Here is a 22,907-nt window from a genome sequence, read left to right on the forward strand (position 1 = left end):
CGTCCTGCCCTACCCCAGCAGATAGTCGTAGACCGCCTCGGCACAGCCGCCATTATCGTTGTCTGCCACGGTGACGTTCGCCGCGTCCAGCACGTCCGGCGAGGCGTTGCTCATGGCGATACCCAGGCCAGCCGCGCGCAACATCTCGAGGTCATTTCCGGAATCACCCACGGCAACGCTCTTCTCGACGGGGATGTCGAGAAGAGCGCAGAGGTCCTTGAGGGCAGAGCCCTTGCTCACGCCCTTGGGCGAGAGCTCGAGCGAGTTCGCCTGACTGAAGGCAGCCTCCACGGGTATGTCGCGCACCTTGATCTTCTCCAGAACGTCGAGGGCATCCTCCCCCACCAAGGGATGCACGATGTACTTCGCGATGGAGGACGCATGCTCGAGGATCCAGCTCTCGATATCATCCACCTCGTGACACACGCGCACGAACATGTCGTGGAACTCCTGGAGCCCATAGCGGTCGAGATGGTCGAAGCTGCCCGCCGGGTCGTATGCCTCCGTGCCCGAGAAGATCTCGAGCATGACGTCCCTGCCGCGGTGCGTCTCCAGGAGCTGCGGAATGGCGGTCTCGTCTATGGCGCTCTCGGCGAGAAGGCGATTGCCACGCAGGTCAAGGAGGTGTGCACCGCTCGTGCAGATGGCATAGGTAACCTCTGGAAGCAGCTCGCGATAAGGCAGCACCATGCTGGGGCTGCGGCCCGTTGCGATGGCGACAACTTTGCCGGTGCCCACCGCAGCGTGGATGGCCTCGAGGGTCGATGGGGACACGCGCTTCTTGGTGTCGAGGAGCGTTCCGTCCATGTCAAAGGCAATGAGGTCGTACGCCATGGTTTCCCTTCCACAAGGTAGGCTCATGTATTTGGTGGCCATCTGCAGACAGCCGCCTGTCGACTGTACACCGACACACCAAAGGTCGCGGAATCGCCATAGTGTCCCGATACGCGTATGCTGTGGTTCCAGCTGACCGAACGGCGGAACGGAGGCCGCGCCATGGCCGAAGGAGACTTCTTCCAGCGTGCGTACGACATCGTGCGGCAGGTACCTGCGGGACGCGTTGCCACATACGGGCAGGTCGCCCGCATGATGGGCAAGCCAAGAAAGGCTCGCTATGTGGGATTTGCCATGCACTCGAGTCCCGGCATGAAAGGCGGGGTCCCCTGCCACAGGATTGTCTTCGCCGATGGCAGCCTTGCTCCCGGCTTTGCCTTTGGCGGCGCCGACGAGCAGAGGAGAATGCTCGAGGCCGAGGGCGTTGGATTTCTCACCAACGGCAAGGTAGACCTGGGCCAGTACGCCTGGGAAGCGTGATGCACGGACTTCGTGGCATGCTATTGAGCCGGCGCGAGGGCACGCTGCTCAAAATTCGCGGTTGCCGGTCCTTTTTCGGAATTTCGCTTAGTATCACCCCACAGGTGCCATTTCCCTACCTGCGGCTCCGCAAAGAGTTAGAGGCTTCGTACTCGGCGATTCGCCCAAAATGGGCCGGCAACCGCGATTTTTGTGCACGGACGACGCCGGGGGCCTACCGAAGCATCCTTCCGACAGCAAGCCTTCGCCAATGTCGCCCCAGGCAGCGGGTTCACCCGTTTGGACCCCAAATTGCGAAAGAAAGTGTCTGGAGAAGGAAAAGGCCAGGAGCACACACTCCTGGCCAGCAGTTTACATGGTCGGGACGACTGGATTTGAACCAGCGACCTCTCGGTCCCGAACCGAGCGCTCTACCAAGCTGAGCCACGTCCCGTTAGCAGACGACACTTTAGCAGACTTGGCCGTCCAAACCAACCGTAAACACAGCCTTTGCCCACCATCCGTGCTCATTTTCCGCAGTGCGGACAATACGCTCGGCTGCGGAGGCGGACTCGCAGATGGCAAACGAGCAGGAACCCGAACCCGTTATCTGCGACGCAATCACGCCTGGCTGCTGCGAGAGCCAATCAGCGGGCTCGCCCATGACGGGCTTCAGGCGCAGCGCCGCCGGTGCAAGGTTGTTGTAGATACGCGCAGCGATTCCCAAGATGTTGCCCCTCGTAAGGGCGTCACACAGCGCGTCGGGACGTTCCGGCACACTTGGAATGCGGTCGAACTCCTCGTACACCTCGCGCGTGGAGCTAGCGCACCCCTCGGGCATCACCAACGCGAGGGGAACGCCGGCAAGTGCCGGGAATGTCTTATCCAGCGTGTCGCCCGCACCTCTCAGCAAAGACGGCACAGGGTTGAGAAAGAATGCAACGTCTGCACCAACGCGGCGCGCAACGCTAACAACGCGCTGGTCAAGCGGATCGACATCCCAGCGCTCCGCAAGCGCGCGAAGAACGGATCCGGCGTCTGCCGAGGAGCTTCCAAGGCCTCCTCCACTAGGGATGCACCGCTTGATGCGAACGGCAACGCATTCGTCTACGCCAAGCTCCTGCGAGAGGAGCTCGACCGCTCGCTGGGTAGCGTTGCGTCGCACGAGGCCGTCAAGCGCGGGCTCGAAGGCGACGCTGGTCTCGGGCGCAGACTCAATGGAAATGGTGTTGCAGAGGCCCACCGGTACCATGACCGAGTCCACGCGGTGGTAGCCACGCGCGTCCTTCTCGGCATAGATGCCCAGGTGAAGGTTGACCTTACAGGGCGCCTGTACGGTCTGTAGACGTGAGCGCGGCATGCGGTCTCCGGTGGGGCTACTCTTCGGGGAGGACGGCCGTGTAATCCAGAAGGCGCTCGCCCGTGTTCATGTCGTAGAGCTCGACGGTACCGGTGAGCACGTCAACATACTGGTAGGACTGGCGAGCCTTGCGGCCACGGCGCTCCTCGACCTCAATCACAAAAAGGGACGGGTGCACGTGAACAAGAGTGCCCGCGCGCTCGACGATGCGCGAGCGGCCCATGTTGGCACGGACCTTCACGCGCTGACCCTCAAGGGCCTTAAGCTCGTCGCGAATCTGATCGATGCGGTTAACTGGCGGAATGTCGTTCTCCATGAGACTCCCAACAGGGTCATGGTTGACCCGAGTATCGAATACACAAGATATGATGATACCCATAAGTAACATTGTTCTTGCAGTTAAGGAAGAAAACAGCACGACAAGTCCACGGGTTGGCGCACAGACAGCCAGTATCCACGCCGGCACCGGTCCCAGGTGCTACACTTCCGGCGTCAACGACTAAGGAGGACGCAATGGACGAGACAAGAAGGGCGCGGGTGGTTGAAAACCTGCGCAATATGGGGCTTACGCAAGCACTCATTTCGGACCCCATGTCAATCTACTACCTCACGGGTTACTATACCGAGCCCTACGAGCGCTTCCTTGGGCTCTACCTCAATGCAAACGGAGCCTCGACGCTCTTTGCCAACCGCCTCTTCCCTGACGCCTCCGCGGCATGCGAAGACATCCGGACCTTTGACGACACCGAAGACCCCGTTCCCCTGGTATCCGCAGTCACGAATCACGACGCGCCGCTCGGCGTTGACAAGAAGCTCGCCGCTCGCTGGCTTGTGCCGCTCCAGGAAGCCTGCGCCGCGTCCACGTTCAAGTTGGGCTCCGCAGCCGTGGACGACGCCCGCTCCGTGAAGTCCCCGGAAGAGCAGGAGCTCATGCGCACGGCCTCGCGCACCAACGACAAGGCCATGGAGTGGCTCGCCGCCCAGGTCCACGCGGGCGTAACCGAGCAGGAGATTGCCGGCGGGCTTCTCGACGTCTATCGCTCTCTTGGCGCGCAGGACCACTCCTTTGCGCCCATCGTGAGCTTTGGGGCAAACGCGGCAGACCCGCACCACTCCCCCGACGGCACCGTCCTTGCCAAGGGCGACGTCGTTCTCTTCGACGTGGGCTGCCGCCAAAACATGTACTGCTCAGACATGACGCGCTCGTTCTTCTACGGCGAGCCCACCGAGCACCAGCGGGCGGTCTACGAGTGTGTTCGCCGCGCAAACGAGGCGGCCGAGGCAATCGTGCGGCCCGGCGTCATGTTTGCCGAGATAGACCGTGCCGCACGTGCGGTCATTGAGGATGCAGGTTGGGGGCAGTACTTCACGCACCGGCTGGGGCACCAGATTGGCCTTGAGGACCACGAGCCGGGCGACGTCTCGTCCGCGCACGACGAGCCCGTGCGCCCCGGCCAGTGCTTCTCCATCGAGCCGGGCATCTACCTCCCTGGTGACGTGGGCGTACGCATCGAGGACCTGGTCATTGTGACCGAGGGCGGCTGCGAGGTACTCAACTCGTATCCCAAGGGACTTACGGTGCTGGAGTAAGTTAGCTGCCGAGAGGGGTTGACCCGTCCCGTCCCTCGAAACCTGCGGCTTAATAGCGGTTCCCAAAGAAGTCATAAGCCGTTTACCTGCGATTATGTAAGCAACACCCCTCCCAAAACTGCAATTAAGTCGCAGTTTTGGGAGGGGCCATTTTTTCGAGAAGCAATTTTGGCCGGCTTCGCCCGAGGGACGAGAAGACCATCCGCCCAAAGGCCAGGCGCGCGGGAGCCTACGCCTCCGGGCAGAGTGCCAGCGCCGCCTCGTCGGCAATCACGGTGCAGCTGGTGTGCAGCTGTAGGATGGACGCGGGGCACTGCGGCGTGACGGGTCCAAAGCACATGTCATAGACGGCCTGAGCCTTCTCCGGACCAGACGCCAGGATAAGGATGCTGCGCGCGTACATGATGGTCTGCACGCCCATGGTGTAGGCCTGGCGCGGCACATCGGCGGCGTTGTCGAAGAGTCGGCTGTTCGCCTGGATGGTGCTCTCAGTGAGGTCCACGCAGTGCGTGCCCTTGGAGAAGTGGTCGTCGGGCTCGTTGAAGCCAATGTGACCGTTGCGGCCAATGCCAAGGAGCTGCAGGTCGGGATAGCCTGCCTCGCGCACCATGCGGTCATACTCAGAGCATGCCTCATCTGCATTGGGGTTGGCACCGTCGGGTACGTGCGTGTTGGCAAGGTCAATATTGATCTTGTCGAAGAAGTTCTGGCGCATGAAGTAGTGGTAGCTCTGCGGATCCTCGTGCGTAAGGCCGCGGTACTCGTCCAGGTTATAGGTGGTAACCTGCGAGAAGTCGCAGTCACCCTTGTGGTTCCACTCAGCAAGCTGCTCGTAGGTGCCAATGGGCGTGGTGCCCGTGGCGAGGCCAAGAACGCTGTTGGGCTTGAGGATCACCTGGGCAGAGATGACGTTTGCCGCCTTGCGGCTCATGTCCCGATAGTCCTTGGTGCGGATGATTCTCATGGGAGTCCCTCCTTCTGCAAGCGGGTGACCTCCCGTGGCACCCGCCCGTGGCTGCAAGCCACGCTTGACGTGTGCGGCCACCAGGGCGAGGTCGCTGTTGCTATGAGAAGGACCCACCACGTCGAGGCCCCTGCCCGTCCATGGTGGCCTGGGGCACATGCCCCAGACAGCCTTATTCTACCCGCACGGAACGCGACGAGAGGCACAAACCCAAAGACTCCGCGAACGAGAAGCGCTGCTACAGCTTCCCCGCGAGGTCCTCCAGGGCGTGGAAGCGGTGCGAGATGGCGTTCTTCTCAGCAGGCGTGAGCTCGGCCATAGTCTTACCAGGGGTGTCTGCCGGCAAGAACAGCGGGTCATAGCCAAAGCCGTGGTCGCCGCGACGCTCGTAGCCAATGGTGCCCTCGCAGTCGCCATCGCCACGCAGGACCTCGCCGCCACGCACGAGCACCACGGTGGAGTGGAAGTGTGCGCCACGACGCTCTTCGGGGACATCGGCCATCAGACGCTCGAGCTTGTCGTTGTTTGCGTCGTCGTTACCGTGCTCGCCAGCCCAGCGAGCCGAGAAGATCCCGGGCGCGCCGTCGAGAGCGTCCACGCAGAGTCCGGAGTCGTCGGCGATCGCCATGGGAAGGCCCGTCTCGGCGACTGCCGCACGCGCCTTGATGAGGGCATTCTCAAAGAAATTGGCACCGTCCTCGACCGGATCGGGAAAGTCTCCAAGCTCGCCAAGGGCAACAAAACGCACGTCGGGAAGGGACTTCGAGAGAATCGCCTCGATTTCGGTCACCTTGTGGTGATTGCCCGTGGCCACCACCACGGTACGCTCAGGGTCAAGCGCCTTGATGTCAATTGCTGCCATGCCAGTGTCCTTTCGCCACAACGAGTCAGCCCCCTGGGCCTACGCACCAAAGCCCGTGACCTCGCGCTGAATCTGGAGAAGCTGGTCTATGCCCCTCTGGCCAAGGTCGAGCAGACGTCCAAGTTGCTCGCGGTCGAAGGTCGCGCGCTCACCGGTGCCCTGAACCTCAACGATGCGGCCGTCAGAAGACCCCACCAGGTTCATATCAACGTCCGCGTGCGAGTCCTCCGGGTAGTCGAGGTCGAGAAGCTCAACGCCACGCACAACCCCCATCGAGATGGCTGCGACCTGCCCCGTGAGGGGAACGCGCTTGATGCGCCCCTTGGAGCACGCGGCGGAAAGCGCCTCGTAGAGCGCCACCCATGCACCGGTGATGGATGCCGTACGGGTGCCGCCGTCTGCCTGGATAACGTCGCAGTCCACGGTCACCGTGAACTCGCCCAGGTGCCGAAGGTCGCAGACGGCGCGCAGCGAGCGTCCAACCAGGCGCTCAATCTCCATCGAGCGACCCTTGCGCCCCTTGTACTCGCGCGGCGTGCGGCGATTGGTCGCCGCGGGAAGCATGGCATATTCAGCCGTAACCCAACCGTCGCGGCTTGCCCCGCGCCACTTGGGCACGCCCTCCTCGATGGTCGCCGCGCACAGCACGCGCGTGTCGCCAAACTCCGCCAGGCACGAGCCGTCGGCGTTCTTCATCACGTTTGGCGTTAGCGTAACCGGGCGCATCTCGGCAACAGACCTGCCAAAGCTGCGCTCGGGCTGGGCGGCGCTCTCCTGGGGCATAGTGTCTCCCGTCTGCCGGCGCGTGTCCGCCGACGCTCATGCAACGGGGCCAGCCAGCTCACGCCGACCGGCCCCGACTCTTCTCATGGTGGGCGATGACGGATTCGAACCGCCGACCTTGTGCGTGTAAGGCACCTGCGCTAGCCACTGCGCCAATCGCCCATGTCTAGCGAGTGTACCACGGAGTACGGCAGATGGCTCACCACAGCCGCCGCCCATCGCAGCCCGTTCCCATCTTGCCTGCTATACTTGGCGCCATGAATACTACACTTGCATCTCTTGCCCGGCTTCTCGACCACGAGGGGCTGCTGGCCACCACAGCAAACATCACCGCCGAGAAGGGCGCCACGCCCGTCACGGGGGTCGACTGCGACTCGCGCGTTGTTGCCCCCTCCCACGTCTTTGTGTGCAAGGGCGCCGCCTTCAAGCCGGCATACCTAACCTCCGCGCTCGAGAAGGGCGCCGTGGCGTATCTCTGCGACGAGGACCGCGCAGCCGAGCTGGCAGACGTTGCCCCCGGCACCCCCGCGCTCATTGCCACAGACCTGCGTCGCGCGATGGCGCTCGCCTCGGCCGAGGCGTTTGGCCACCCCGACCACGACCTCACCGTTGTTGGCATCACGGGCACCAAGGGCAAGTCGACGGTCTCCTACATGCTCCGCGCCGTGCTCGATGGCGACGAGCCGTACACGCGCGCCGGCGTCATGGGCTCCATCGAGACCTTCGACGGCATCGAGCGCGAGGAGAGCCACAACACCACGCCGGAGTCCCCGGACCTCTGGCGCCACCTTGCCAACGCTCGCAAGGCCGGCCTCGCCTACATGGACATGGAGGTCTCGAGCCAGGCGCTCAAGTACGACCGCGTCTTGGGCTTGGACCTTGCCGTGGCCTGCTTCCTGAACATTGGGCGCGACCACATCTCCCCCGTTGAGCACCCCAACTTCGAGGACTACTTCCAAAGCAAGCTCCGCATCTTTGACCAGGCGCGCGTTGCCGTGGTAAACCTCGACTCCGACGAGATTCAGACCACCCTCGAACGCGCTCAGCGCTGCGAGCGCGTGGTGACCTTCTCGGCAAAAGATAGCTCGGCAGACGTCTGGGCGTCGGACATCGAAAGCGCCTACGGCATGGTCTCGTTCACCGCGCACACGCCCAGCTGGGAAGGACCCATCTGCCTGGGCATGCCCGGCCTCTTCAACGTCGACAACGCCCTTGCGACCATTGCCATCTGCGAGGTCTTGGGCATTGGGCACGAGAAGATCGCCGAGCCCCTCTCGCACGCGCGCGTTCCCGGCCGCATGGAGCTTCTCCCCAGTCCGGACCCCAAGGTTGTGGCGTTGGTTGACTACGCCCACAACAAGCTCTCCTACCAGCGGTTCTTCCCCTCGGTTAAGGAGGAGTTCCCGGGATATCGCATCATCGCCGTCTTTGGCGCGCCCGGTGGCAAGGCGTACGAACGTCGCCGCGAGCTTCCCGAGGAGGCGGCCAAGTACGCCGACTACCTCATCTACACCGAGGAGGACCCGGCAAACGACCCCGTCGAGGAGATCTGCCAGCAAATGGCGGACGCTACGCCAGAGGGCGCGGCATACGAGGTCATTCTCGACCGCGAAGAGGCCATTCGCCGCGCTGTCCAGCTTGGCTACGAGGGCGAGGGTCCGGCCATTCTCTGCCTGCTTGCCAAGGGTGACGAGACGCGCCAGCACGAGGGCAATGAGTTTGTCCCCTGCCGCACGGACGGCGATATCTACGAAGAGGCCGTTCGCAACTGGCACGCCGCGCATCCGGGCGTGGCTGAGTAGGGCGCAGCGCTCCGTCGACGTATGAACTGGCCCGGGCACCCCTGCGGGAGCCCGGGCCTTCTTGTATTCCTCTGCAGTAGCTAGTTGCGCAGCACCTGCTCCGGCTTTGCCAGGCTTAGTGCGACCTCCATCATCTGCGTGAGGCTCTCCTGGCGCTCCTCTGCCGTGAGTGCCTCGCCGCGGGAGACGACGTCCGTCACAGTGAGAATCGTGAGCGCGCGCCTGTGGGCACGCATTGCGTTGAGGTAGAGCGCCGCCGACTCCATTTCCACGGCAAGAACGCCCATCTTGGCCCAGCGCTGCTCCGCCGTGCGATCGTCGTTGTAGAAGACGTCCGACGAGAGCACGTTGCCAACGCGAACGGGATAGCCCAGGCGCTCCGCCGCATCTGCCGCGCGACGCAGGAGGCCGAAGTCCGCGATGGGGGCGAGCGTTCCAGGCACGTTGAACTGGTGCGCGTAGTTGGAGTCCGTGCAGGCGCCCATCCCGAGCACGATGTCGCGCAGGCGCACGCTTGGCGCAACGCCGCCCGCGGTGCCGATGCGCACGATTGACTCGACGCCGTAGAAGTTGAAGAGCTCGTACGAGTAGATGCCGATGGAGGGCATGCCCATGCCGCTGCCCATCACCGAGACGGGGCTGCCCTGGTAGGTCCCGGTGTAGCCCAGCATGTTGCGGACTCCGTTGAACTGCTCGACGCCTTCGAGGTAGGCCTCAGCGAGGCGCTTGGCGCGAAGCGGGTCTCCCGGCATGAGGACGAACGGTGCGATCTGGCCCGCGACGGCCTCGTTGTGCGGTGTGGGGGTGCGTGCCATGTCTATGCCTCCAGGATCTGCTCGAGGTGAGACGTGCCGTTGGGAAGCGCGGGGACGCCGAGGTAGTCGAGGACCGTCGCCGAGACGTCCGCGAACGTTGGCCGCGTGCCCAGGTCGACACCGGCGCGCACGCGCGGCCCGCACACGAGCCACGGAACGTACTCGCGAGAGTGATCCGTCGAGGGGGTCACGGGGTCGCAGCCGTGGTCTGCCGTGATCATGAGCAGGTCGTCGCCGCGCAGGCCCGCCACGATACGCGGGAGCTGGCCGTCGAAGTAGCTCAGGGCGCGCGCGTAGCCGGGCGCGTCGTTGCGGTGACCGTAGACCATGTCGAAGTCCACGAGGTTGGTGTAGCAGAGGCCAGTGAAGTCGCGCCCCGTGGCCTCGACGGTGCGCTCGATGCCCTCGTTGTTGCCCGAGGTGAAGACATGCTCCGTGATGCCGCGGTGGGCGAAGATGTCGTAGATCTTGCCGATAGAGAGCACGTCCTGGCCAGCGCCCTTGAGGACGTCGAGCATCGTGGTGCCTCTGGGCTCGAGGGAGAAGTCGTGCCTGCGCGGGGTGCGCACGTAGTTTGGCCACTCCCCCGTGTAGGGACGCGCGATGACGCGGGCGACGCCGTGCTCGCCCGTGAGGATCCTGCGCGCGATGCGGCAGTACTCGTAGAGCTGCTCGGGAGGCACCAGATCCTCGTGCGCCGCGATCTGGAAGACACTGTCTGCCGAGGTGTAGACGATGAGCTTGCCGGTCTTGAGCTGCTCGCGGCCGTAGTCCTTGATAACCTGCGTGCCGGAGTACGGCTTGTTGCAGAGGACTCCACGCCCCGTCTGACGTTCGAACTCGTCCAACACCTCCTGCGGGAAGCCGTTGGGATATGTGGGGAAGCGCTTGGGCGAGATGACTCCGGCCATCTCCCAGTGTCCCACCGTGGTGTCCTTGCCGGCAGATGCCTCGCGAAGGCGGGCAAACGCGCCGGTGGGCGAGGCAACCGGATTGAGGTTCACGTCGTAGGGAGACTCGAGCGCACCCTCGATGTTGAGAAGGCCGAGCGACGCCATGTTGGGAATGTCGAGCTCGCCCGTGGTGGCACAGGCGCACAGGGTGTTGCTCCCCTCGTCGCCCCACTCCGCGGCATCTGGCTCGGCGCCAATGCCAAAGCTGTCAAGGACGATCAGAAATACGCGCCTGCCCATGTGACCTCCCCTTTTATGCCCAACGGAGCAGAGGCTCCGCCGGGCACCTAGACTCCAGTGCCTCTAGAGGCATTGCCCCTCGACGATCTTGATGCCGGCACTGCAGCCAAGGCGGTCGGCGCCAGCCTCGACCATGGCGAGCGCCTCCTCCTTGGTGTGGATGCCGCCCGCGGCCTTGACCTTGCAGCGGTCGCCGACGATCTTGCGCATGAGCGCCACGTCATGCACCGTTGCGCCACCCGTCGAGAAGCCGGTGCTGGTCTTCACGAACGAGGCACCTGCGGCAACTGCGTCCTCACAGGCGCGGACGATTTGCTCGTCGTCAAGCAGACAGCACTCCAGAATGACCTTCACGGGGCGGCCCTGTGCGGTCTTGACGACGGCAGCGATGTCATCGATGACGTACTGGTCGTCGCCGGCGACGAGGTGACCGCCGTTGACCACCATGTCGATCTCCGTGGTCCCATCCGCCACGGCCTGGGCGGCCTCGGCGGCCTTCGCCTGCGTGGAGCAGGCGCCAAGGGGGAACCCGATGCAGGTGGTTACGCCCACGCCGGTGCCCGCAAGGCGCTTGGCTGCCATCGCCGTCCAGCACGAGTTGATAGCAACCGTCGCGAAGTGGTACCTGATGGCCTCGTCACACAGGCGCTCAATGTCAGCCTGGGTCGCGTTCTGCTTGAGGTTGGTGTGGTCGATGTAGCCGTTCAGTTCCATGAAATGCCCCCGTGTTTTGAGAACCCTTCCAATGACTTCTGGCCTCACCTTGTCACAACCAGAGAATTGGTGCAACGAGATCAACAGCCAGCGTATCGCCGAGTGCCGGCTTCCGAGTGCAGCGCGTCTCAGTTCAACCGCTGACATTCTCGGCAAATCAACCTCAAGCGTAAAAGTAAACCTCACACGTGTTATTTCTTTTCTGATATCTTCCGAGAAAAGCCCAGTTGGCACGTTCTTGAAATCAAAGAAGAAATATCACGTGTGAGGTTTTCGGGGGGCAAGGTTGGCATGCCAAGAATGCACAAGGGGGGGTCGGAGCCAAAGGCTCCGACCCCCTCGGACGGCAACGCTTGTACTACTAGGACGGAAACTAGAAGTTGACCGGCTCGTCGTAGTAGCAGCACTTGAGGATCTTCTCGAAGTCCTCCGCCTTGGTCTCGCGCGGGTTCTCCGGCGTGCAGGCGTCCTGAACTGCGTTGGCGGCAATGGTCGGGAGCTTCTCGAGGAACTCCTTCTCGGAGACCATGACAGGCTCGCCGGTCTCGTCAGCCTTGACGCCGCCGTTGGCGTAGTTGTTGATGCTCTGCGGGATGTGCAGCTCGTCGTTCATGCTGCGGATCTTCTCCACAAGCGAGTCGATAAGCTGGTCGTCGGTGGTGCCGGGAAGGTGCAGGATCTCCTTGGCAACATAGGCGTAGCGCTCGTGAGCACGCGGGTCCTTGGAGTTCCACTGGATGGCCTTGCCCAGGTACATGGCGTTGGCGGCACCGTGAATGATGTGGCCGTTCTCGAAGGCAGCGCCGGTCTTGTGGGCCATGGAGTGCACGATGCCGAGCAGGCCAGAGGAGAACGCCAGGCCGGCCAGGCACTGAGCCTCGTGCATGTGCTTGCGGCCCTCATGGTCACCAGTGTAGGAAACGGGCAGCCACTGCGTGATCTCACGGATGCCATGCAGCGCGTCGGCGTCGGTGAACATGGAGGCAGCGGTCGAGACGTAGGCCTCGAGGCAGTGCGTAAGGGCATCCATGCCGGTATGCGCGCAGAGCTTCTGGGGCATGGAGTAGGTAAGCTCGGGGTCCACGATGGCCACATCAGGCGTGATGTTGAAGTCTGCCAGCGGGTACTTGATGCCGTGCTCGTAATCGGTAATGACGGAGAAGGCCGTCACCTCGGTAGCGGTGCCCGAAGTGGAGCTGATGGCGCAGAAGTGAGCCTTCTGACGCAGCTCGGGGAACGAGAACGGCTGGATGATGTTGTCGAACTTCTCATCGGGGTACTCGTAGAACACCCACATTGCCTTTGCGGCGTCGATGGGGGAGCCGCCACCAATGGCAACAATCCAATCGGGGCCAAAGTCCTGCATGAACTTGGCGCCCTTCTTCACCGTCTCGATGGAAGGATCGGACTCGACGCCCTCGAACAGCTTGACCTCAAAGCCGGCATCTTCCAGGTCCTTCTGAACGTCCTGCAGGAAGCCGCCACGGCGCATGCTGTGGCCACCAGAGACGATGACGGCCTTCTTGCCCTTGAGGTTCTTCACCTCGTGGCGAGCGCCCTCACCAAAGTACAGGTCACGCGGGTTGGTAAAACGTCCCATAGCACATCCTCCAATTCACCGGTCGCCACCGATGGCGACAAATGCCTGAGAAGACCGCTCGGCCTTCCCTGATGCCCTACCTGGAACAACTTGAAGCCGGGCGAGCAGCGAAAAACGCACCGCCAGTCCGAACCTGAATGCGGCCCCATCCTATCAGATAGACGCCAGCGAGAGGCCACTTACGGCAGGCGGCTTCGCGCAGGAACAAGGCCGTATCCCTGCTCCACCGACGTCCTTACCCTTGGTCTTCTCCGACACCCCGCTGTGACTAAATCTACATATTTTCATCACATTTTGAAGCAGGAGGAATACGAGAAGGGCGTCCGATGCCACCGGCACCAGGCGCCCAATCAAACACTCTGCGAGAGCCCGCCTTACGCGGTTACCTCGGTCTTGGTGTCCACAGCAACGTCGTGCTTGGACTCCTCAACGTGCTTGCGGCCAAGCTCGGACCACTCGGGCTCCTCGTCGGGGATGGAGCCAGCCTTCTTGGTGAAGAGCTCCTTCAGGCAGTTGTAAGCGACGATGACACCCAGGATCACGATAAGGACGGCAACCACAAGCTGCAGGCCCTTTGTTGCGATGACCGCAAAGGACTGGTCGGCGGCAACTGCGGTCCAGCAGCCATAGATGCTCATGCCGAGCGACGTGAAGGTGCACACGAGCAGGAACGCTACAGGCACGTAGAGCATCCAGCCCTTACGACCGGTGCACTTGCAGAAGACGGCGAGGGTAATCATGGTCATGCCGCCAAGAAGCTGGTTGGACGCGCCAAACAGCGGCCAGATGTTGAGGTAGCCACCAAAGCACAGGGCGATACCCAGGACCAGCGTGACAGCGATGGAGAAGGCCGTGTTGGTGAGAACCTTGCGGGCACCGGCCTGCTCGGCAGAGGTGGAGGCGGCGTCGTTGGTCTCGTAGAAGAACTCCTGCCAGCTGGTGCGGCCAATGCGGGCAACGGCATCAACGGAGGTGAGCGCCAGCGCAGAGACGTTCATGGTCATGAAGACCGTGGCGAACGTTGCGTTGAAGCCCATGAGCTCCATACCGCGGGCGACGCCGGCGGCGAAAATCTGGAACGGCGTCGAGGCGGTGCCCGCGTTGAGGGCGCCCGTACCAGCGGTGTTCATGTCGCCAAACATGATGCCAGCGGTTACGATGGCAAGCACGCCAACAAAGGACTCGAGGACCATGGCGCCATAGCCAACGGGAAGCATGTGGGTCTCGTTAGAGATCTGCTTGGAGGAGGTGCCGGAAGAGACGAGGCTGTGGAAGCCGGACAGGGCGCCGCACGCAACGGAGACAAACAGAACCGGGAAGAGGTAGTTGCCCTTGGCGGCCAGGGCATCAAGCGTCTCGGAGCTGACGACCATCGGCGCCGTTATCGTGGCCTGGCCATTGATGCCCAGCGCGATGATGCCGAGAACGGCGCACGCGATCATGGCGACCATCATGATGGTCGTGAGGAAGTCGCGCGGGGTCTTGAGCGTCTGGATGGGCATGGCGCTGGCAAGGATCAGGTAGAGCGTCACGACGGCAATCCAGCCGGTAGCGTTGAGGTAGATCGGGAACACCATGCCAAGCGCGAAGGGAACCGCGATGCACACGAGGGCACACAGGAACTTTGCGACACCCTTGAGGTCCCACTTGCGGCACGCCCAGCCAAAGAAGATGGCCGAGAAGGTAAGCAGGATGGAGATGGTGCCCGCGCAGCCACCGGCGTAGGACTTGGCGAAGTCAACGGAGCCGTCGGCAGCAGCGGTGGTAGCAAACGTGCCCGCCACCATCGAGACGAACGCGGCGATGACAATGCAGCAGAACAGCCAAGAGAAGGCCAGGAACAGGTGGCGACCGGCCTTGCCGATGTACTTCTCGATGAGCTGGCCGAGCGACTTGCCGTTGTTCTTGACAGAGGCGTACAGCGCGCCAAAGTCATGGACGGCGCCAAAGAAGATGCCACCGATAAGGACCCAGAGGAGCACCGGAAGCCAACCAAACATCATGGCAACAATGGTGCCCGTGACAGGACCTGCGCCACAGATCGAGGAGAACTGGTGGGCAAACACGGAGAAGCGTTGCGCAGGCGAGAAGTCCTTGCCGTCCTCCATGCGGACCGCAGGGGTGAGGGCCTTGGGATCGACGCCCCATGACTTAGCTAGCCAGCGCCCGTACCCGAGGTAGCCAATAATCAGGACCACCGCACTTATCAAGATGATCGTGATGCCATTCATGTCGTTTTACCTCCTTAGGGTAGGGCGCTGCGGACCGTTTCCGCTGTTTGCGCTCGGTGCGCGGCATGGTACATCCATGTGGCTGGGCGAGGTTTTTCTCGAACTGTTCAAATGTATTGGATATTTTCAGAAAATTCTGGATATATTTGGATAACTCTCGAATGAATCTATCGAATATTGGATATTTTTTGCTAGTTCAAAAACACCGTTCGCAATACAGCTCCCTTCAAACATTCTCCAAGATGTAATCGTTTTGGACCTCTATTCGAAACATTTTTCAACCGTTCACCGTTTTTAAATGACCGTTCATGGTATTTGCAGCAATGCTTTCCGTGCTTCTGGGAAGGGAGCACCCTTAACCACAGTGAGCATTAATGTCTGGCGTATGGGATACCATGAGGGTGGAGAAAGGAGGCGCAACGTGGCGTACGACCCCAGAAGAGAGGACTACCAGCGTCTGGCGCTGCGCTATGCGCAGTCGCTGCCCAAGGGGGACCCAGTTGCCGCGGCCAAGGCGTTCACGGACTTTGGGCGTCGCTTTGCCCGGGACCGCGACACCCTGCCCCAGTCTGACGCCGATCGCGCCTTTCACCTGGTAGCCGTTGCCGCTGAGGTCATAGACTACCAGCTGCCATTCTCAAGCGAAGCCAAGGCGGACGCGCTTATCGCTCGTGGGCGAGACCTTCTCGATGAGGCGGTATTGCTTGATCCAACGTGCCACGACGCCATCCGCATGCGCGCCTCTCGCACCAACCCCAGCTTCGACGCCCAGTTCGCCTTCCTCAAAGATGGCATCGAGGAAGTTTACGCCTCATGCCAGGCGGCCCGCGCCGCCGTCCCCGATGACGGCGATGACGAGCGCGTTGCGCTTGGCCGCGACATTGCTATGCGCCCCTATCGTCGCTGGATGGCGGCGCTTGCGGAGGAGGCCCTCATCTGTGGGCGCAACCGCAGCTGCATCGAGACCGGGGAGCGCCTGCTGGAGCAGGACCCGTCCGACCAGGCAGACGTGCGCTTTACGCTGGCGCTTGCCTATGCAAAGCTTGAGGACCAGACGTCGCTTGACGCACTAGCCAAGCGCTACGGGGCAATTGTGCCTCCGCGCGCGGCAGACGATGCCTGGATTGGGCTCGCCCGCCTGGCACTCGCTCACAAGAGCCACGACATGTCCCTTGCCCGCCAGCTTCTTGAGCGCCTGGCCAACACGTATGAGGGCTGTGCCTCTGCGCTTATCTCCCAGACGGAACTCCCAGACGGCGTCTTTGCCCGCCTTGCCGTGCCGCCCTACAGCGAAGACGAGCTGATCCTTGCCATTTCCGAGGCAACGGTGCTGCTTCAGGAGGGCGACGACAAGAGCGGGCGTGGTGTTCTCGGCTCTTGGATTGCCCGAACCACGGCCAAGCTCTATCCCAAGGCACTTGCCGAGGCCCAGGAGCTCTCTAACCCCTATTACCAGCGAGAAGGCAAGGGGCACCAAGGCGGTGACGCCTCGTGAACGGGCGAGAGGAGCTTGTGCTCAGGTGCGCGCAGAGGAGGCGCGAGAAGATTGGCACCCTCTCCGACGAGGGTTTTGCCGAGCTCTGCCTAGCCGTGCGAGAAAATCCAACGGCCTTTGTCGACTCCCCCGAGCAGGCGTCGTTCGCCACGCTCGTGGGGGCGCTTGACGCGTTTCACCGCGCCGGGGCAGACGATGACCTCCTGGATGACGACGAGTTTCGCGCGGCTCGCGAGCGCAGGCTGCAGGCGCTCTCGGCCGGGTGCGCGCAGGCGCTCTCGCAGGATGACAGCTGTCTTGACGCTCAGTTGGTTCAGACGCTTGCCGCAGAACTCAATCCCGATGACAGGCTCGACGCGCTGCTCCAGATAGAGGCGAAGGCTGACGCCGCCGCGGAGCTCTCGCTTGGGGCCACGGGCGATGCCTGGGACGACGTCTTCATGCGGCCCCGGCTTCGCCTGTGGGACGCCATTGCGTGCACCTGCCTTGACGGCGGGCGCTACCGCATGGCACTCGAGGTTTCACAGGGCCTCATGGCGGCCTCGCCCGCCGACCAGGTTGGCGGTCGCCTCACGGCAGCGTTGGCGCTTGCGCGTCTGGAGGACGAGGAGGGTTTCAACGAGCTTGATGCACGGCTCTCTGGGCGCGAGAACTCCTGGCTCAACCTTGGACGCACCATCCTTCTCTACAAGCTTGGCCGCATGAGCGCCGCACGGCGCGCGTTGCGCGGGTACGGAGAGCTGTGCGAAGGAGCGGCTTACGCTCTGCTCAGGCCCACGTTCGTGGAGATCTACCTACCAGACAGGCCAGAGGTTCCCGCGGGAGGCTTTGAGGAGGCAACCTTTGCCGTCCACGAGGCCGAGCCCATCATTGCCGACGTGCCGGACTTTATCGGTTGGGCGGATGGCTTCCCGTGGTTCCATGCGGCTGGCGAGTCCTATGCAGAGGCCAACGGCTACGACTGGTAGAATCGCCTCTCTCTGATATACTCTCACCTGCGTCCCCATCGTCTAGTGGTCAGGACATCGCCCTTTCAAGGCGACGACACGAGTTCGAGTCTCGTTGGGGGCACCATTTGCACCAGGCTGCGGCCGCCTTCCCTCGTGAAGGCGGCCGCTTTTTGGTGCTGAGAAAGCGCTGCCTCCCCACCCCAAACGCCGCTCCGTCACGCTACTATGGCTGATAAGGTCACGTGCCCCGGGCGGCAAGGCGCCGCTCGCATCGAAGGGAGCCCAAGCATGTCGGACAAGAAGAAACGTATCCTCATCGCGTGCGGCTCCGGCATCGTCACCTCGACGATCGCGCGAAAGAAGATCGAGGAGCTTCTCGACACGCATGGCTATAAGGGTCGCTACGAGATTGTGCAAGTGCCTCTCAGCACTGCCTCCAAGAAGTCAAAAGACTGCGACTTCATCGTGGCAACCGCCATCAAGCCCTCCGAGCTGCACTGCCCGTTTGTTGACGGCACCCCCTACCTCATGGGGCGCCACGAGGACGAGGCCAACAAGCAGATCCTTCACCTCATGGGGAAGTAAGTCACAAGCGGTTGCCTCGCGCAACTATCCCAATCGGGCAAGAATAGCCGTCGCCATGCCCTCGGGTGTGAGTCCGGCACGCTCCAGAAGACGGCTCTGCTCGTCTGCCTCGGGATAGCGGTCTGGCGCACCCAGGCGCAGCAGTCCCGGAGCGGCCCCCCGGTCGAGCAGTTCCTCGGCGAGAAGCCCGCCAAGTCCGCCCACTACGCTGTGCTCCTCCACCGTCACTGCCAGTCGCGCACAGGCGAGAAGCTCAACAACGCGCTGGTCAAGCGGCTTGATTGTACCCACAGCCACCATGCGACAGGATAGTCCACGCTCGCGTAGCAAACCGGCAGCCGCCAGCGCACGAGAGGTGATGGAGCCGCAGGCAGCAATGGCAACGTCTGTCTTGTCGCCGGGCGCGTCATCCGCAAGCACGCGGCAGCGTCCAAGCTCGAAGTCACCTACAGGAAGCGCCCGGTCGCCGGCAGGCGCCTGCGTAATGCGCACGTAGGCCGGCCGCGGATTGTGCGCAAGCTCAGCAAGTGCACAGGCCAGCTCGGTGTTCGTCGCCGGCGTCACCACGGCGAGGCCGGGAATTGAGCGCATGCAGGCGAGGTCCTCTAGCGCCATGTGGCTGGGGCCCAGGATGCCCGCGTGGTATCCCGCGCCAAGCCCAACCAGCACGACCGGAGACTCCATCATTCCTAGGTTCACGCGCACCTGGTCGAGCACGCGAGCCGTAATGAACGGCGCGTAGGACGGGGCAAACACATGGAAGCCCTCGTTGGCAAGGGCAGAGGCAACCTCAACCTGGTTCTGCTCGGCAATGCCGCATTGAACAACGGAACCCGGCAGCTTGGAGCGCAGCGCATCCAGAGCAAGTCGGCGGCCATAGTCCGAGACAACGGCCATGACCTGCGAATCATTCTCGGCAATCTCTCCCAGCGCCCGACCAAAGGCCACGCGCGAGTCCAACTGGTCGAACTCGGCAGGATTCGCGACAATTGCAGGTGCCACAGCAGCGACTTCCCTAGCCATGGTCCACCTCCATGCCAAGCTCCCTGACCGCCTGCGCGTAGAGCTCGTCGGTCAGCTTGTTGTCATGCCACTCCACGCAGTTCTCGGCAAACGAGAGGCCCTTGCCCTTGGTGGTGTGGGCGAGCACCGCGCGCGGCCGCGCATGGCTTGGGACAAGCACGCTCCAGAGCGCGCTCACGTCATGGCCATCCACCTCGATGGCCTCAAATCCAAAGGCGCGGAACTTCTCCGCAAGGCTTCCTGTGTCGAGAATCTGCGCCGTGGGGCCATCGAGCTGCAGCCCATTGACGTCGACGATAACCGTGAGCGACGCCAGGCCCATGTGCCCCGCAAGCGCGGCAGCCTCCCAGACCGAGCCCTCGTTGCACTCGCCGTCTCCCAGAAGGCAGAAGACGCGCGAGCCACTTGCCCGCCTGTTGGCGGCAATGGCCAGCCCACACGCGTAGCCCAGCCCCATGCCCAGGCTGCCGCCGGAGGTCTCGATTCCGCGGGCGGGGTCTCGTCTGGGGTGCTTGAACAGCACCGCATTGGGACCGAGAAGCCCGCGGTCGATGTCTTCTTGAGAGACCAGACCCGCATGCAGCAGTGCGGGATAGAGTGCGAGAGAGGCGTGGCCCTTGGAGAGCACAAAGCGGTCGCGCTGCTCCCAGAGAGTGCCGTCGGCCCCGGTGCGCATGACACCACCGTAGAGCACGGCTAGAATCTCTGCCGCAGAGAGGCTGCCGCCCAGGTGGAACGGCATGTTTGGATTGGCATGCGCAAACTCAACGACGGCACGGCGAATGTCCAAGGCAAGGCCGCGGAGGCGACGGCGCTCAGCTGGCGCAAGCGCAGGCGCGAGCGCCGTGGGAAGCCAGCCGTCCTGGACGGAGGTCCCGGCGACCTCCTGTCCCGCGAGCAGCCAGGTGAGCCCCCACTCGATTACCGTTGCGTCGGCAAGGCCGATGGTCTGGCGCAGCACCAGCACGGGGTCACTTTCTTCACAACCAAGCGCCTCTGCGCGCTTGCCGGCAGCCGCGGCAGAGTAACGCACCTTGGACCAGGTGATCTTTCGTCCAGAGCAGCGCTCCACTGCATCAAAGGCCGTCTCGTGCGAGAAATCCGCCTCCGCCAGGCCCGGGCACTCCCCCAGGTTCTCCCATCCCTCCTGGCATATGACCGGCTTGCCGTCGACTGTGCGAACGCGCAGCAGGTAGAGCACTGGGCTGCCGGGCTGTATGCGCAGGTGCTCGGCAACGTCTGCGGGCGCAGGCACAACGCGCTTGTCGAGCACGTTGGTCACGAAGTCCTTGCCCTGCTCGCGGAGGGACTCGCCAAACGAGAGGGGCCGCTCGCCCGCAGGGTGCGAGAGAGCGCGCTCCGAGACAAAGGTGCCCGACCCACGCACCTGGACGAGAAAGCCCTCGTCAACAAGCTCGCTGATGGCGCGCCGCACGGTACCACGAGAGATGCCAAAGCGCGCCATGAGCTCGTGCTCGGAGGGGATGCGCGAGCCAGGGGCCCACTCGTGAAGGCCAATCTTCTCGCGCAGAAGGTCTGCAAGCTGCGAGTACACCGGGGCAGAGCCTGCCTTGCCTGCAGCTCGCTCTACAGGCCTGCTTGTGACTGCCTGCGGCGCACCCCGGAGCGCATCCGCGTCGTTCTCTGCCATGCTTGCCCCTCCCCTGCTACAAGCACATCGACGTTGCGAGACATAGTTGTACACCACTTGTCCTCATATGTGATACGCAACGGGATGTTCTGGGCGCATGCGCCAAAACAACACGCCAGCGGCGGGCGGGCCTGCCGAATATTTAGGTGGTAGGGGCGGTGGGACTCGAACCCACAATCCTTTCGGCGAGGGATTTTAAGTCCCCTGCGTATGCCAATTCCGCCACGCCCCCAGCTTGCCCGGAAGTCTTACTCCCCAGACGGCTTGAGCGGTCTCATGGTGGGCTTCCACACCACCGGAGACTCGCGTCCTTCAAGCATAGCAGCAGCAACGATAGAAAGGCCGAAGAGAAGGTCGCTCTCGCTCGCCGTAAGGCTAGAAAAACCGGTCTGGCGGAGAAGCTCGGACACGGCAACAGCACCGCCAAGGATTACGGGGGCACGCGTTGCCTGGATGCCCTTCAGCGCGGCGCGCTCCTCCTGCGTAAGCGACGCCAGCCGCTGCTCGAGGGCATCGACCTTCTCGCGCGTAAGCTCGTGGAGGTGAACATAGGCGGGATCATACGGATCAAGCGCGGCATCAATAGCCACAAGCGTGGTAACTGTCCCGCCCGTAACCACGAGCGTCTGGGGATTGCCCAGGCGCGCTCCAGCGTCCTTGAGCGCCTGCGAGAAGGTCTGCGCCGCGTACTCGTGGGCCTGAGCCAGGTCAGCCGCGGAAGGCGGGTCCTCACGTGAGAGGAAGCGCTCCGTAAGACGCCTGCAGCCAACCTGGACCGAGGTGACCCATCCCAGGTCAAGCGTGCCACCGGTAAGCTCGCCCACGGCAAGCTCGGTAGAGCCACCGCCGTTGTCAGCCACAAGGATGCGACGGCCGTCAAAGTCCTGGGCAACTCCCAGGAAGGTGAGCGCACCCTCAATTTGCCCCGGAATGATAAGCGGGTCGAGCCCGAGCGACGCAAGTGCGGCCCCAAGCTCGGGCGAGTTCGAGGCGTCGCGGGCGGCGCTCGTGAGAGTGCAGCACACGGCCTCGGCGCCGGACTCGCGCGCCGAGTCTACATACGCCTTTGCACACGCAAAGACGCGCTCCATGGCCTCCTGCGCAAGTTTGCCGGTCCTGTCTACGTCCTGTCCCAGGTTGCAGATGTTCGACTGCTTGCCAAGCCTAATGACCCGCGACCCCTCGACGTCCGCCACCGCAAGGCGACAGGTGACCGTACCAATATCGATAACCGCAACCCTACGCATTAGTTACCGCTTCCCGAGGAATCCGCGTGGTACTGAAAGATGACGTCGGCAGCGCTTACATACCAAGGGACGTCTGCCGAGACAACCGTACCCGTACCCATAGGGGCGGCGTCGGTGCTGCTGTCTGAGAGGCCCTCGACAACCACGCCGGTCTCGCCCTCGCCAACGTAGCCGCGCTCCCGCGCGAGGTCCTGGACGCCTTCAGGCGTCATAAGTGCGTCAACCTCGGTGGTGAGCTGGTCGTTGCTTTGGGTGGTGGCGTCGTAGGTGGCCTGGAGATCAAGCCCCGAGCGCCAGGCGGCGTAGAGGTTGCACGCCGGCCCATAGAGCATGACCACCGTGGCAATTACCACGGCAGCAATGATGACGGGAAGGCGATGCGCGCCGACGAACCCCTCGGCGCGCGAGACCGTTGCAGAGGCAGCGGACGAGGCGCCAGAGGCAACGCCTGCGGCTTTGGAGGCAACGTTGGAAGCAACGCCGGTCGTTGGATCGGCGGTGCGCTGCGCACGGCGCTCGGAACGTGTGCGCGTGCGAGAAGCACTGGCAGCGCCAACAGAGCGAGTCGCCGTTGCACGGCTGACGGCGGCGCGACGCGAGGAGCGCCTGCAGGCGTTTGCAGACTGCGTGCGGTTCGAGCGCAAGCGCTGTGCAGTACCCGTTCCAACATGGCGCCCCGAGGGGCTGTCTTCCTCCACGCGAACGCCCTCCATGACTGACGAAAAGGGCGAGCGATGTGCCCTACCTGC

The 22,907-nt window shown here is 63.1% G+C and carries 21 protein-coding genes and 4 tRNA genes; 7 read left to right on the forward strand and 18 right to left on the reverse strand.

Going from position 1 to position 22,907, the window contains the following annotated elements; genetic code table 11:
- Positions 1-9: 9 nt before the first annotated feature.
- Positions 10-834, reverse strand: a complete 825-nt coding sequence (locus BT122_RS02480; protein WP_072354438.1) for a Cof-type HAD-IIB family hydrolase — start codon at positions 832-834, stop codon at positions 10-12.
- 162 nt (positions 835-996) lie between these two features.
- On the opposite strand from BT122_RS02480, the gene BT122_RS02485 reads away from it, so the two are divergent.
- Complete coding sequence (locus BT122_RS02485) at positions 997-1,314, forward strand: MGMT family protein (RefSeq protein WP_072354439.1); 318 nt, start codon at positions 997-999, stop codon at positions 1,312-1,314.
- Between the two features lie 356 nt (positions 1,315-1,670).
- Here BT122_RS02485 and BT122_RS02490 read toward each other — a convergent pair.
- From BT122_RS02490 to BT122_RS02500, 3 genes are all read right to left on the reverse strand, one after another.
- Positions 1,671-1,747, reverse strand: a tRNA-Pro gene (locus BT122_RS02490).
- Positions 1,748-1,762: 15 nt separating this feature from the next.
- Positions 1,763-2,653 carry a 4-(cytidine 5'-diphospho)-2-C-methyl-D-erythritol kinase gene (locus BT122_RS02495; RefSeq protein ID WP_083432265.1) on the reverse strand — a complete coding sequence of 297 codons (891 nt, stop codon included), beginning with the start codon at positions 2,651-2,653 and terminating at the stop codon, positions 1,763-1,765.
- A gap of 16 nt (positions 2,654-2,669) precedes the next feature.
- Positions 2,670-2,969 (reverse strand): Veg family protein, encoded by a 300-nt coding sequence (locus BT122_RS02500; protein ID WP_072354440.1) that lies wholly within the window; start codon positions 2,967-2,969, stop codon positions 2,670-2,672.
- 197 nt (positions 2,970-3,166) lie between these two features.
- On the opposite strand from BT122_RS02500, the gene BT122_RS02505 reads away from it, so the two are divergent.
- Positions 3,167-4,243 (forward strand): M24 family metallopeptidase, encoded by a 1,077-nt coding sequence (locus BT122_RS02505; protein ID WP_072354441.1) that lies wholly within the window; start codon positions 3,167-3,169, stop codon positions 4,241-4,243.
- 229 nt (positions 4,244-4,472) lie between these two features.
- Here the strand turns inward: BT122_RS02505 and nagB are convergent, their stop codons facing one another.
- From nagB to BT122_RS02525, 4 genes are all read right to left on the reverse strand, one after another.
- Complete coding sequence (gene nagB / locus BT122_RS02510; RefSeq protein WP_072354442.1) at positions 4,473-5,207, reverse strand: glucosamine-6-phosphate deaminase; 735 nt, start codon at positions 5,205-5,207, stop codon at positions 4,473-4,475.
- A gap of 238 nt (positions 5,208-5,445) precedes the next feature.
- Positions 5,446-6,069, reverse strand: a complete 624-nt coding sequence (gene rdgB, locus BT122_RS02515) for an RdgB/HAM1 family non-canonical purine NTP pyrophosphatase (RefSeq protein WP_072354443.1) — start codon at positions 6,067-6,069, stop codon at positions 5,446-5,448.
- 39 nt (positions 6,070-6,108) lie between these two features.
- Positions 6,109-6,852 (reverse strand): ribonuclease PH, encoded by a 744-nt coding sequence (gene rph, locus BT122_RS02520; protein WP_072354444.1) that lies wholly within the window; start codon positions 6,850-6,852, stop codon positions 6,109-6,111.
- Positions 6,853-6,938: 86 nt separating this feature from the next.
- A tRNA-Val gene (locus BT122_RS02525) sits at positions 6,939-7,014 on the reverse strand.
- 32 nt (positions 7,015-7,046) lie between these two features.
- Here BT122_RS02525 and BT122_RS02530 point away from each other — a divergent pair.
- Positions 7,047-8,654 carry a Mur ligase family protein gene (locus tag BT122_RS02530; RefSeq protein ID WP_286130285.1) on the forward strand — a complete coding sequence of 536 codons (1,608 nt, stop codon included), beginning with the start codon at positions 7,047-7,049 and terminating at the stop codon, positions 8,652-8,654.
- A gap of 80 nt (positions 8,655-8,734) precedes the next feature.
- Here BT122_RS02530 and deoD read toward each other — a convergent pair whose 3' ends face one another.
- The 5 genes from deoD to BT122_RS02555 all read right to left on the reverse strand — a co-directional run bounded on the left by deoD (position 8,735) and on the right by BT122_RS02555 (position 15,207).
- Positions 8,735-9,469, reverse strand: coding sequence for a purine-nucleoside phosphorylase (gene deoD / locus BT122_RS02535; protein WP_059052824.1), 735 nt, complete (start codon positions 9,467-9,469; stop codon positions 8,735-8,737).
- A gap of 2 nt (positions 9,470-9,471) precedes the next feature.
- Positions 9,472-10,662 carry a phosphopentomutase gene (locus BT122_RS02540; protein ID WP_072354445.1) on the reverse strand — a complete coding sequence of 397 codons (1,191 nt, stop codon included), beginning with the start codon at positions 10,660-10,662 and terminating at the stop codon, positions 9,472-9,474.
- Between the two features lie 63 nt (positions 10,663-10,725).
- A complete protein-coding gene (gene deoC / locus BT122_RS02545) occupies positions 10,726-11,376 on the reverse strand; it encodes a deoxyribose-phosphate aldolase (RefSeq protein WP_072354446.1) in 651 nt (216 codons plus the stop codon).
- Positions 11,377-11,749: 373 nt separating this feature from the next.
- Entirely contained in the window at positions 11,750-12,976 is a 1,227-nt protein-coding gene (locus BT122_RS02550; RefSeq protein ID WP_072354447.1) for an iron-containing alcohol dehydrogenase, read from the reverse strand.
- Positions 12,977-13,350: 374 nt separating this feature from the next.
- Positions 13,351-15,207: a carbon starvation CstA family protein gene (locus BT122_RS02555; protein ID WP_072354448.1), complete on the reverse strand. Its 1,857-nt coding sequence runs from the start codon at positions 15,205-15,207 to the stop codon at positions 13,351-13,353.
- 421 nt (positions 15,208-15,628) lie between these two features.
- Here BT122_RS02555 and BT122_RS02560 point away from each other — a divergent pair, with 421 nt between their 5' ends.
- The 4 genes from BT122_RS02560 to BT122_RS02575 all read left to right on the forward strand — a co-directional run bounded on the left by BT122_RS02560 (position 15,629) and on the right by BT122_RS02575 (position 18,237).
- The gene (locus BT122_RS02560; protein WP_072354449.1) at positions 15,629-16,702 is read left to right on the forward strand and encodes a response regulator receiver protein; all 1,074 of its coding nucleotides are present in this window, start codon (positions 15,629-15,631) and stop codon (positions 16,700-16,702) included.
- On the forward strand, positions 16,699-17,670 hold the full coding sequence (locus BT122_RS02565) for a hypothetical protein (protein ID WP_072354450.1): 972 nt from the start codon (positions 16,699-16,701) through the stop codon (positions 17,668-17,670). The genes BT122_RS02560 and BT122_RS02565 overlap by 4 nt, the downstream gene beginning before the upstream one ends.
- Positions 17,671-17,701: 31 nt before the next feature.
- Positions 17,702-17,776: transfer RNA gene (locus BT122_RS02570), tRNA-Glu, on the forward strand.
- A 164-nt stretch (positions 17,777-17,940) separates the two neighbouring features.
- Positions 17,941-18,237 (forward strand): PTS sugar transporter subunit IIB, encoded by a 297-nt coding sequence (locus tag BT122_RS02575; protein ID WP_059052812.1) that lies wholly within the window; start codon positions 17,941-17,943, stop codon positions 18,235-18,237.
- Positions 18,238-18,261: 24 nt separating this feature from the next.
- Here BT122_RS02575 and BT122_RS02580 read toward each other — a convergent pair whose 3' ends face one another.
- The 5 genes from BT122_RS02580 to BT122_RS02600 form a co-directional block, all read right to left on the reverse strand.
- Positions 18,262-19,260 (reverse strand): transketolase family protein, encoded by a 999-nt coding sequence (locus tag BT122_RS02580; RefSeq protein ID WP_072354451.1) that lies wholly within the window; start codon positions 19,258-19,260, stop codon positions 18,262-18,264.
- Positions 19,253-20,911 (reverse strand): thiamine pyrophosphate-binding protein, encoded by a 1,659-nt coding sequence (locus BT122_RS02585; protein WP_072354452.1) that lies wholly within the window; start codon positions 20,909-20,911, stop codon positions 19,253-19,255. The genes BT122_RS02580 and BT122_RS02585 overlap by 8 nt, the downstream gene beginning before the upstream one ends.
- 147 nt (positions 20,912-21,058) lie before the next feature.
- A tRNA-Leu gene (locus BT122_RS02590) sits at positions 21,059-21,143 on the reverse strand.
- Positions 21,144-21,159: 16 nt separating this feature from the next.
- Complete coding sequence (locus tag BT122_RS02595; protein ID WP_072354453.1) at positions 21,160-22,158, reverse strand: Ppx/GppA phosphatase family protein; 999 nt, start codon at positions 22,156-22,158, stop codon at positions 21,160-21,162.
- Positions 22,158-22,856 carry an FtsB family cell division protein gene (locus BT122_RS02600; RefSeq protein ID WP_072354454.1) on the reverse strand — a complete coding sequence of 233 codons (699 nt, stop codon included), beginning with the start codon at positions 22,854-22,856 and terminating at the stop codon, positions 22,158-22,160. The genes BT122_RS02595 and BT122_RS02600 overlap by 1 nt, the downstream gene beginning before the upstream one ends.
- Between the last annotated feature and the right edge of the window lie 51 nt (positions 22,857-22,907).

The sequence above is a fragment of the Olsenella sp. kh2p3 genome (genome assembly GCA_900119625.1).
Classification (GTDB): domain Bacteria; phylum Actinomycetota; class Coriobacteriia; order Coriobacteriales; family Atopobiaceae; genus Tractidigestivibacter.

Coding starts and splice junctions, on each gene's coding strand:
- BT122_RS02585 (WP_072354452.1), bottom strand. CDS start 20,911: ATGGCAGAGAACGACGCGGATGCGCTCCGGGGTGCGCCGCAGGCAGTC.
- nagB (WP_072354442.1), bottom strand. CDS start 5,207: ATGAGAATCATCCGCACCAAGGACTATCGGGACATGAGCCGCAAGGCG.
- BT122_RS02530 (WP_286130285.1), top strand. CDS start 7,047: ATGGCTCACCACAGCCGCCGCCCATCGCAGCCCGTTCCCATCTTGCCT.
- BT122_RS02495 (WP_083432265.1), bottom strand. CDS start 2,653: ATGCCGCGCTCACGTCTACAGACCGTACAGGCGCCCTGTAAGGTCAAC.
- BT122_RS02555 (WP_072354448.1), bottom strand. CDS start 15,207: ATGAATGGCATCACGATCATCTTGATAAGTGCGGTGGTCCTGATTATT.
- deoC (WP_072354446.1), bottom strand. CDS start 11,376: ATGGAACTGAACGGCTACATCGACCACACCAACCTCAAGCAGAACGCG.
- BT122_RS02595 (WP_072354453.1), bottom strand. CDS start 22,158: ATGCGTAGGGTTGCGGTTATCGATATTGGTACGGTCACCTGTCGCCTT.
- BT122_RS02480 (WP_072354438.1), bottom strand. CDS start 834: ATGGCGTACGACCTCATTGCCTTTGACATGGACGGAACGCTCCTCGAC.
- deoD (WP_059052824.1), bottom strand. CDS start 9,469: ATGGCACGCACCCCCACACCGCACAACGAGGCCGTCGCGGGCCAGATC.
- BT122_RS02505 (WP_072354441.1), top strand. CDS start 3,167: ATGGACGAGACAAGAAGGGCGCGGGTGGTTGAAAACCTGCGCAATATG.
- BT122_RS02485 (WP_072354439.1), top strand. CDS start 997: ATGGCCGAAGGAGACTTCTTCCAGCGTGCGTACGACATCGTGCGGCAG.
- BT122_RS02575 (WP_059052812.1), top strand. CDS start 17,941: ATGTCGGACAAGAAGAAACGTATCCTCATCGCGTGCGGCTCCGGCATC.
- BT122_RS02540 (WP_072354445.1), bottom strand. CDS start 10,662: ATGGGCAGGCGCGTATTTCTGATCGTCCTTGACAGCTTTGGCATTGGC.
- BT122_RS02550 (WP_072354447.1), bottom strand. CDS start 12,976: ATGGGACGTTTTACCAACCCGCGTGACCTGTACTTTGGTGAGGGCGCT.
- rdgB (WP_072354443.1), bottom strand. CDS start 6,069: ATGGCAGCAATTGACATCAAGGCGCTTGACCCTGAGCGTACCGTGGTG.
- BT122_RS02580 (WP_072354451.1), bottom strand. CDS start 19,260: ATGGCTAGGGAAGTCGCTGCTGTGGCACCTGCAATTGTCGCGAATCCT.
- BT122_RS02500 (WP_072354440.1), bottom strand. CDS start 2,969: ATGGAGAACGACATTCCGCCAGTTAACCGCATCGATCAGATTCGCGAC.
- rph (WP_072354444.1), bottom strand. CDS start 6,852: ATGCCCCAGGAGAGCGCCGCCCAGCCCGAGCGCAGCTTTGGCAGGTCT.